The organism is Inquilinus sp. NPDC058860 (assembly GCF_042743185.1).
In the GTDB taxonomy this organism is placed as follows: domain Bacteria; phylum Pseudomonadota; class Alphaproteobacteria; order DSM-16000; family Inquilinaceae; genus Inquilinus.
The window spans coordinates 18,719-27,436 of sequence record NZ_JBHYMS010000080.1; the positions used below are offsets into that span (position 1 = coordinate 18,719).

Here is an 8,718-nt window from a genome sequence, read left to right on the forward strand (position 1 = left end):
AGCGGTCGCCCCGGCGCGCTACAAGCGTCGGCTCGGCCGTCGGGTTCTCCGGGGCCGCACCACCAAGACGCCCAGGCCGACCTTCCCGATGCAGACCGTCAACGACATCCGCTCGACCTTCCTCGACTTCTTCGGCGAGAACGGCCACGAGGTGGTGGCGTCCAGCCCGCTGGTGCCGCGGAACGACCCGACGCTGCTGTTCACCAATGCCGGCATGGTCCAGTTCAAGAACGTCTTCACCGGCATGGAGACGCGGCCCTACCAGCGCGCCGCCACCTCGCAGAAATGCGTGCGCGCCGGCGGCAAGCACAACGACCTGGAGAATGTCGGCTACACCGCCCGGCACCACACCTTCTTCGAGATGCTGGGGAACTTCTCCTTCGGCGACTATTTCAAGGAACGGGCGATCGATCTGGCCTGGGACCTGATCACCAAGGAATACGGCCTGCCGAAGGACAAGCTGCTGGTCACGGTCTATCACACCGACGACGAGGCGGCCGGGTTGTGGCGCCGCATCGCCGGCCTGCCGGACGACCGGATCATCCGGATCCCGACCTCGGACAATTTCTGGGCGATGGGCGACACCGGCCCCTGCGGACCGTGCTCGGAGATCTTCTTCGACCACGGCCCGGGCATCGCCGGCGGCCCGCCCGGCAGCCCGGACGAGGACGGCGACAGGTTCATCGAGATCTGGAACCTCGTCTTCATGCAGTACGAGCAGGTCACCAGGGAAACGCGGGTCGACCTGCCGCGGCCGTCGATCGACACCGGCATGGGGCTGGAACGGGTCGCCGCCGTGCTGCAGGGCAAGCACGACAATTACGACATCGACCTGATGCGGGCCCTGATCGAGGCCTCGGCCGATGCCACCGACAGCGACCCCGACGGCCCGCACAAGATCAGCCACCGGGTGATCGCCGACCACCTGCGCGCCACCTCCTTCCTGATGGCCGACGGAGTCATGCCGTCGAATGAGGGCCGCGGCTATGTGCTGCGCCGGATCATGCGCCGGGCCATGCGCCACGCCCATCTGATTGGCGCGCGCGACCCGGTGATGTACCGGCTGGTGCCGGCGCTGGTGCGCCAGATGGGCGCCGCCTATCCCGAGCTGGCGCGGGCCGAGGCGCTGATCACCGAGACGCTGAAGCTGGAGGAATCCCGCTTCAAGCAGACCCTCGACCGCGGCCTGCGCCTCCTGGAGGACGAGACCGGCCGTCTCGGCGGCGGCCAGGCCCTGCCGGGCGAGGTGGCGTTCAAGCTGTACGACACCTATGGCTTCCCGCTCGACCTGACCCAGGACGTCCTGCGCGGCCAGGGCCGCGCGGTGGACACCGCCGGCTTCGAGACGGCGATGGAGCGGCAGCGCGCCGAGGCCCGGAAGAACTGGGCCGGCTCCGGCGAGGCGGCCACCGGCGCCCTGTGGTTCGAGTTGAAGGAAAGGCTCGAACCCACTGAATTCCTTGGCTATGAGACCGAGACGGCCGAGGGCGTCGTGACCGCGCTGGTGGTCGACGGCCAGGTCGTGGACCAGGCCGGGCCGGGCGCCGAGGTCGTGGTCGTGGTCAACCAGACCCCGTTCTATGCCGAGAGCGGCGGCCAGATGGGCGACGCCGGCACGATCACCCTGGCTGGGGGCACAGCGCCCGGCGGCGTCACCGTGGCGGTGCGCGACACCCAGAAGCAGGCCGGCGTGCTGTGGGCCCATATCGGCACGGTCGAGGCCGGCACGCTGAAGGTCGGCGAGGCGGTCGAGCTCAAGGTCGACCATGCCCGCCGCGGCGCCATCCGCGCCAACCATTCGGCCACCCACCTGCTGCATGCGGCGCTGCGCCGCCGGCTGGGGGAGCACGTCACCCAGAAGGGGTCGCTGGTGGCGCCGGAGCGGCTGCGCTTCGACATCAGCCAGCCGCGGCCGCTGACGCCCGAGGACATCGCCGCGGTCGAGGCCGAGGTCAACGCCCGGATCCGCGAGAACGCCGAGGTCACCACCCGGCTGATGACGCCGGAGGACGCGATCGCCGCCGGCGCCATGGCGCTGTTCGGCGAGAAATACGGCGACACCGTGCGCGTCGTCGGCATGGGCCAGGACGGCAACAGGGTCTATTCGCAGGAGCTGTGCGGCGGCACCCATGTCGGCCGCACCGGCGATATCGGCGCCTTCAAGCTGGTCTCGGAGGGCGCGGTCGCCGCGGGCATCCGCCGGATCGAGGCGGTGACCGGCGAAGGTGCCGTGTCCTATGCCGCCCATCGCGACACGCTGCTGGCCGATGCTGCCGCGGCGCTGAAGGTGACGCCGGACGAGCTGCCGGCGCGCCTCGCCGCCCTGGTCGAGGAGCGGCGGCGGCTGGACCGCGAGGTCTCCGACCTGCGGCGCAAGCTGGCGACGGCGGGCAGCGGCGGGGCCGCGCCCGAGGTCAAGGACATCGGCGGGGTGAAGTTCAGCGGCCGGATCGTCGACGACCTGCCGGCGCGCGAGCTGAAGCCGATGGCCGACGCGCTCAAGCAGCAGCTCGGCTCCGGCATCGTCGCGCTGGTCGGCCGGGCCGAGGGCAAGCTGTCGGTCTGCATCGGCGTGACCGAGGACCTGACCGGGCGGTTCGACGCGGTGACGCTGGTGCGCGCCGCGGCCGAGGCGGCCGGAGGCAAGGGCGGTGGGGGTCGCCCGGATATGGCGCAGGCGGGCGGGCCGGATGCGGCCCGCGCCGGCGAAGCGTTGGCAGCGGTCGAGGCGGCTCTCGCCGCCTGACCGGAGGGGCTTGAAAGGATCTGTCGTGGCTGTCCCGGATGTGGTAGCGTCCGTGGACGAAGCCGCAATATGTGGTACGCGCATCCAGTGCGCGTGATCTTGGGAGAAGCGGATGTCTTGGACCGAAGAAAGGGTGGCGCAGCTGCGCCAGCTCTGGGGAAACGGGAAGAGCGCAAGCGAGATCGCCGAGATCCTGGGGGGCGTCTCTCGCAACGCGGTGATCGGCAAGGCGCATCGGCTGGAGCTGTCCGGCCGGCCGTCGCCGATCAAGCGGAAGGAGGATGAGGAGGAGGAGGTCGCGGTCACCGTCGCCGCCGAAGCTCCGCCGGCGGTGGAGAAGGTGCCGGCCAAGCCGGTGCCGGAGCGCAAGTCGGGCGGCGCCACCATCCTCAACCTGACCGAGCGGATGTGCAAATGGCCGATCGGTGACCCGCGCGACAAGGACTTCCACTTCTGCGGCAAGGCCGCCCACGGCAACCTGCCGTACTGCGCCGAGCACGCGCAGATCGCCTACCAGCCGCCCGGCAAGCGGCGGGACGAGGATCGCACCATCCTGCGGGCGTGATCGATAAAAAGCTGACGATTTTCCTCGCGGAACGGCCCGAGTTCCGGCCATAATTCCCCGTTTTCAGGGGGATCATTCATGATGCGAGGCATTTCATCCTGCGCCGCCGGGCTGCTCGCCCTGGCGGCGCTCTGTTTGCCGGCGCGGGCGGAAGACTCGGTGATCGCGTTCGAATCCGGCCCCTTCGCCGGGGCTGCGGCCGAGGATGTCAAGCGCGACGAGGACAACAACCTGGCGGAGCGCGGAACCCGCGTCGGCGAATCCGCGGTGTTCCGCAGCAACGGGATGCTGGCCTATGTCAGCTGGGCCCGGTTGGGCGGCAACTATGTCTGGCAGGACACGGGCCTGAACGGGTTGACCGAGAACGTCCGCCGGGCCCTTGACGCGACCAGCGTGACCGTCCTGTCCGGCGATCGTGACACGGTCAACGGATTCAAGGCGCAATACCGGGATATCCGCCTCGCCGGCCCGCCGTGGCGCTGCGGCGTGTTCGCGCTGCAGCGGGCGATGAACAGCATCATCGGCTTCGCCTGCCGCAAGGAAGACCGGGCCGTGCCGATCCTCGCGATCCTGGAGGGATTGTCGGTCGATGGCGTGATCGGACCCTGAGCAAGCGGTCAAGACAGGGCGTCGCCATAGGCCCGGGGCGGCAGAACCGGTTCAATCACGGGCGGAGGGGGAGCAATGTTCAATCGAGCGATGCGGTGTGCCGCGGGCGCGATCGCCGCGGCCGTGTTGTCGTGGCCGGCATTGGCCGAGGAGTCTCCGATCAGCTTCGTCTCGGGCCCGCTGCAGGGCGCTGCGGCGGAGAACGTCAAGCACAAGGAACAGTCGCTGGCGCACTCGGCCTTCGGCGCGGTGACCACCGACTCGGCGGTGTTCAAGTCCGGCCCGATGCTGGCCTGGGTCAACTGGTCGCGCCTGGGCGGCCACTACCGCTGGCAGGACGACAACATGGTCGCGAGGCTATCGGACGACGTGAAGGAGAACTTCGAGGCCACCGGCTTCACCATCCTGGAGAGCGACCGGATCACGGTGAACGGCTATCTCGCGCAGTACCGGAGGATCAGCCTGATCGGCATCGACCGCCGCTGCGGCGTCTTCGCGCTGATGCGCCGGAACCACCTGATCCAGGGCTTCGCCTGCGCTCCGGCCGCCCGCGCCTTCACGGTCCAGGCGGTCATGGAAGGCATCTCGATCGACGGCGTGATCGGGCCCTGAGCGGCCGGTTCAAGTCTGGGTGGAAGGGCCCAATCACGCGGAGGGGGACATGTTCAATCGAATGATGCGGTGTGCGCTTCTCGTCCTGGCGGCGGCGTCCTGGCCCGCATGGGCCGAGGAGTCGCCGATCGGCTTCGTCTCGGGGCCCCTGGCCGGAGTCCCTGCGGAGAATGCGAAGCACATCGAGGAGCAGGCGGCCGACGGAGGCGGAATCGTCCGGGTGGATACGGCGACCTTCTCGACCCGGAATCTGCTCGCCTATGTCGACTGGTCGCGGCTGCCCGGCGGCTATAGTTGGCGCGACACAGACCGCCTCCCGAGCCTCTCCCAGATGGCTCAGCGCGTGTACAAGGCGACCGGGTTCACCGTGGTGCGCGGCGACCAGACGACCGTGAACGGGTATCGGGCGCGGTACCGGGTCATCAGCCTGACCGGCTCCGGCGAGCGCTGCGGCGTCTTCGACCTGCAGCGCCGCAGCCACCTGATCCAGGGCGTGGTCTGCGCGGCCGCGGGCGAGGTGCCGCTGATGGCCGCGCTGGAGGGGCTGTCGATCGACAACGTGATCGGCCCCTGACAGCAGAAAGGCCGGCGTGAGCCGGCCTTTCGTCGCTTCGGCTGCGGGCGGCCGGCGTCAGCCGATCGCCGCCTGCAGGTTCTGGTCCAGCCTGTCCAGGAACTGTTCGGTCGTCATCCAGGGCTGGTCCGGCCCGATCAGGATGGCCAGGTCCTTGGTCATGTGGCCGGCCTCGACCGTCTCGACGCAGACCTTCTCCAGCGTCTCGGCGAAGCGCAGCAGCTCCGGCGTCTCGTCGAACCGGGCGCGGTAGGCCAGGCCCTGGGTCCAGGCGAAGATCGAGGCGATCGGGTTGGTCGAGGTGGCGCGGCCCTTCTGGTGCTCGCGGTAGTGGCGGGTCACGGTGCCGTGCGCCGCCTCGGCCTCGACGGTCTTGCCGTCCGGGGTCAGCAGCACCGACGTCATCAGGCCGAGCGAGCCGAAGCCCTGGGCCACCGAATCCGACTGCACGTCGCCATCGTAGTTCTTGCAGGCCCAGACGAAGCCGCCCTCCCACTTCATGGCCGAGGCGACCATGTCGTCGATCAGGCGGTGCTCGTAGACCAGGCCGGCCTTCTGGAACCGGTCCTTGAACTCGGCCTCGTAGACCTCCTCGAAGATGTCCTTGAACCGGCCGTCATAGCCCTTGAGGATGGTGTTCTTGGTCGACAGGTAGACCGGCATCTGGCGCAGCAGGCCGTAGTTCAGCGACGACTGGGCGAAGCCGCGGATCGACTCGTCCAGGTTGTACATGCTCAGCGCGACGCCGGCGCCCGGGAACTTGAACACCTCCAGCTCGACCGGCTGGCTGCCGTCGGCCGGGGTGTAGGTCATGGTCAGGGTGCCGGGGCCGGGGACCTTCAGGTCGGTGGCGCGGTACTGGTCGCCGAAGGCATGGCGGCCGACGATGATCGGCTTGCGCCAGCCCGGCACCAGGCGCGGCACGTTGCGGCAGATGATCGGCTCGCGGAAGATGGTGCCGCCGACGATGTTGCGGATCGTCCCGTTCGGCGACTTCCACATCTTCTTGAGGTTGAACTCCTTCACCCGCGCCTCGTCCGGGGTGATGGTGGCGCACTTGACGCCGACACCATATTTCTTGATCGCCTCGGCGGAATCGATCGTCACCTGGTCGTCGGTCTGGTCGCGATACTCGATCCCGAGGTCGTAGTAGCGGAGATCGATGTCGAGATACGGCAGGATCAGCTTGTCCTTGATGAACTGCCAGATGATGCGCGTCATCTCGTCGCCGTCAAGCTCGACGACCGGGGTCTTGACCTTGATCTTGGCCATGTCGGGATCTTTCCGCTTCGGACAGGAATGGCCGGGCTTATAGCACCCGGCCGCGGGGGACGAAAGGAGAGGGGGCTACACCCATTTGTCGCTGGCGCGGCCGGCGATCGGCTGCGGCGCGGCGATGGCGCCGAACACCTCCTCGACCGTCTCCACCACCTGGAACAGGTCGCGGTGCTCCTTCCGGCAGAAGCCCTGGGCGACCATGTGGTCGACCAGGCGCAGGAACGGGCGCCAATAGCCGTCGATGTCGACGAAGACCACCGGCTTGTCGTGCAGCTCGAGCTGCCGCCAGGTCAGCATCTCGAAGGTCTCGTCCAGCGTGCCCAGGCCGCCCGGCAGCACGACGAAGGCGTCGGAGCGGTCGAACATCATGCGCTTGCGGGTGTGCATGCTGTCGACGACGTGCAGCTCGGTCAGGCCGGTGTGCTCGACCTCCAGCGCCTGGATGTGCTCGGGGATGATGCCGACCACCTCGGCGCCGGCGCCGAGCGCGGCGTCGGCGACGATGCCCATCAGCCCGACCCGGCCGCCGCCATAGACCAGCTGCAGGCCGCGGGCGGCGATCAGGGCGCCGAGGCTGGCGGCGGCGGATTTGTAGCGCTCGTCGACGCGGGAGGAGGAGCCGCAATAGACGCAGAGGGAACGGATGTCGGCCATGGGATCGCACGGAGGTGGATACGGGGCCGGCACGGCCGGCGCGCGACATTAGGAAGGGATCGACTTCGGAGCAAGTTTCGATGCGGCCGCAGCAGCGGTTTGTTGCGAGTCGATGACTGCGCGGATAACGTGGCGCGAATGATTTCGGGGCGGTTCTGACGTTGAAAAAACTCCTGCTGATCGGCGGCATTGCGGTCGCTGTGCTTGCGGCTATCCTCGCCGTGGTCGAATACACCGGGCAGCCCCGCCGGGACGCGGCCCCGCCGAGCGTGGCGACGGCCGCTGCTCCCGCCTCTCCGCCCGCCGCCGCCGAGCCGAAGCCGGCGGCGCCTGCGGCGGCGCCGAAACCTGCCGTCCCGGAGCCCGCGGCTCCCGTCGCGCCGCCGTCGCCGCGGGTCCTGGGCAGCGGGTTCGACGAACCGCCCAAGATTGCCGGTGCCCCGGCCGCGGTCGCTCTGGCACCGGATGCGCGCCAGGAGGACGCGTCCCAGGCCCCGGCCCAACCGCCCCAGCCTCCGGCCCAGCCGCAGGCCCCGGCCGAGCCGCCCGCTGCCACCGGGCCAGCGACAACGCCGTCGGCGGCGCTGGGCTTCGACGCGATCCGGGTGAATTCGGACGGCGGCGTCACCATCGCCGGGCGCGGCCCGGCCGGGGCCCGCATCCTGCTGATGGACGGCGACCGGCAGATCGGGTCGGTCCAGGCCGACGGTTCCGGCAACTGGGTCTTCGTCTCGAACGCGCCGATCGCGGCCGGCGACCATCAGCTGTCGCTGCGTCTGGCCGACGGCAGTGCCGCCTCCGGCGAGGTCGCCACGGTGGTGGTGCCGGAACGCGGCCGCGACATCGCCGGGCGGCCGGCCGCCGGCAGCGGCGGCAGCCCTCTGGTGCTGCTGACGCCGCAGCAGGGGCAGGGCGGCTCGACCGTGCTGCAGGCCCCTCTGTCGACGCCGAGGCCCGCTGCTGCGGCGCCGGGCGGGACCGGCGGCGCGCTGTCGATCGATGTCATCGACTATGGCGAGGGCGGCGCCGTCATCGTCAGCGGCCGCGGCCGGACCGACGCCACTGTCCGGCTCTACCTCGACAATCGGCCGATCGGCGAGGGCCGGACCGACGGCAAGGGCCTGTTCCGGATACAGGCCGAGGGAGGGATCGCGCCGGGCGTCTACCGCCTGCGGGCCGACCAGCTCGACGCCGCCGGCAGGGTGACGGCACGGGCCGAGACCCCGTTCCAGCGGGCGGCGCCGGCTGATATCGCGGTGGCCGAGGGGCGGGTCGTGGTCCAGCCCGGCAACAGCCTGTGGCGGATCGCCCGCCGGGTCTATGGCGAAGGGCTGCGCTACACCGTGATCTACCAGGCCAACCAGGAGCAGATCCGCGATCCCGACCTGATCTATCCCGGACAGGTCTTCACGACGCCGGTCGCGGCCCCGGCGGTTCCCGGCTGATCGGGAAAACCGTGGCGCGTGACGCCCGTCACAGCGGATGGCTGCGGGGCAGGATAGCTTGAAGGCAGCTCGATAGCGTCTCCCGCTCGAGCAAGCCTCCCTGTTCGCCTCGCAGGCCCCGGTCTTCCGGGGCCTCTTTTTTGTGTGCGCCAGGCATGGCGCGAGGTGCGAGAGCACCGAGAGCCGGGAGTGGTGCCCCGGTTTGTGACTTGGAGGTGAGAGTCCTCTGCGGGCC

Annotated in this window: 8 protein-coding genes; 6 read left to right on the forward strand and 2 right to left on the reverse strand. The window is 69.7% G+C overall.

Translation table 11 applies throughout. The features are described from left to right. The first annotated feature begins 88 nt into the window (after nt 1-88). From alaS to ACFW16_RS33245, 5 genes are all read left to right on the forward strand, one after another. The gene (gene alaS, locus ACFW16_RS33225) at nt 89-2,746 is read left to right on the forward strand and encodes an alanine--tRNA ligase (RefSeq protein WP_380313360.1); all 2,658 of its coding nucleotides are present in this window, start codon (nt 89-91) and stop codon (nt 2,744-2,746) included. 112 nt (nt 2,747-2,858) lie between these two features. Then, complete coding sequence (locus ACFW16_RS33230) at nt 2,859-3,311, forward strand: GcrA family cell cycle regulator (protein WP_380313361.1); 453 nt, start codon at nt 2,859-2,861, stop codon at nt 3,309-3,311. Between the two features lie 78 nt (nt 3,312-3,389). After that, complete coding sequence (locus tag ACFW16_RS33235) at nt 3,390-3,920, forward strand: hypothetical protein (RefSeq protein WP_380313362.1); 531 nt, start codon at nt 3,390-3,392, stop codon at nt 3,918-3,920. Nucleotides 3,921-3,995: 75 nt separating this feature from the next. Next, nucleotides 3,996-4,532 carry a hypothetical protein gene (locus ACFW16_RS33240; protein WP_380313363.1) on the forward strand — a complete coding sequence of 179 codons (537 nt, stop codon included), beginning with the start codon at nt 3,996-3,998 and terminating at the stop codon, nt 4,530-4,532. A gap of 49 nt (nt 4,533-4,581) precedes the next feature. After that, a complete protein-coding gene (locus ACFW16_RS33245; RefSeq protein WP_380313364.1) occupies nt 4,582-5,106 on the forward strand; it encodes a hypothetical protein in 525 nt (174 codons plus the stop codon). Between the two features lie 57 nt (nt 5,107-5,163). Here ACFW16_RS33245 and ACFW16_RS33250 read toward each other — a convergent pair whose 3' ends face one another. Further along, complete coding sequence (locus tag ACFW16_RS33250) at nt 5,164-6,378, reverse strand: NADP-dependent isocitrate dehydrogenase (RefSeq protein ID WP_380313365.1); 1,215 nt, start codon at nt 6,376-6,378, stop codon at nt 5,164-5,166. Between the two features lie 75 nt (nt 6,379-6,453). Then, nucleotides 6,454-7,038 carry a TIGR00730 family Rossman fold protein gene (locus ACFW16_RS33255; RefSeq protein WP_380313366.1) on the reverse strand — a complete coding sequence of 195 codons (585 nt, stop codon included), beginning with the start codon at nt 7,036-7,038 and terminating at the stop codon, nt 6,454-6,456. 161 nt (nt 7,039-7,199) lie between these two features. Here ACFW16_RS33255 and ACFW16_RS33260 point away from each other — a divergent pair, with 161 nt between their 5' ends. Continuing rightward, nucleotides 7,200-8,483 (forward strand): LysM peptidoglycan-binding domain-containing protein, encoded by a 1,284-nt coding sequence (locus ACFW16_RS33260; protein WP_380313367.1) that lies wholly within the window; start codon nt 7,200-7,202, stop codon nt 8,481-8,483. The last annotated feature ends 235 nt before the right edge of the window (nt 8,484-8,718 follow it).

Excerpts from the sequence above, each read along its gene's own strand:
- alaS (WP_380313360.1), top strand. The coding sequence starts at position 89 with ATGCAGACCGTCAACGACATCCGCTCGACCTTCCTCGACTTCTTCGGC.
- ACFW16_RS33230 (WP_380313361.1), top strand. The coding sequence starts at position 2,859 with ATGTCTTGGACCGAAGAAAGGGTGGCGCAGCTGCGCCAGCTCTGGGGA.
- ACFW16_RS33235 (WP_380313362.1), top strand. The coding sequence starts at position 3,390 with ATGATGCGAGGCATTTCATCCTGCGCCGCCGGGCTGCTCGCCCTGGCG.
- ACFW16_RS33240 (WP_380313363.1), top strand. The coding sequence starts at position 3,996 with ATGTTCAATCGAGCGATGCGGTGTGCCGCGGGCGCGATCGCCGCGGCC.
- ACFW16_RS33245 (WP_380313364.1), top strand. The coding sequence starts at position 4,582 with ATGTTCAATCGAATGATGCGGTGTGCGCTTCTCGTCCTGGCGGCGGCG.
- ACFW16_RS33250 (WP_380313365.1), bottom strand. The coding sequence starts at position 6,378 with ATGGCCAAGATCAAGGTCAAGACCCCGGTCGTCGAGCTTGACGGCGAC.
- ACFW16_RS33255 (WP_380313366.1), bottom strand. The coding sequence starts at position 7,038 with ATGGCCGACATCCGTTCCCTCTGCGTCTATTGCGGCTCCTCCTCCCGC.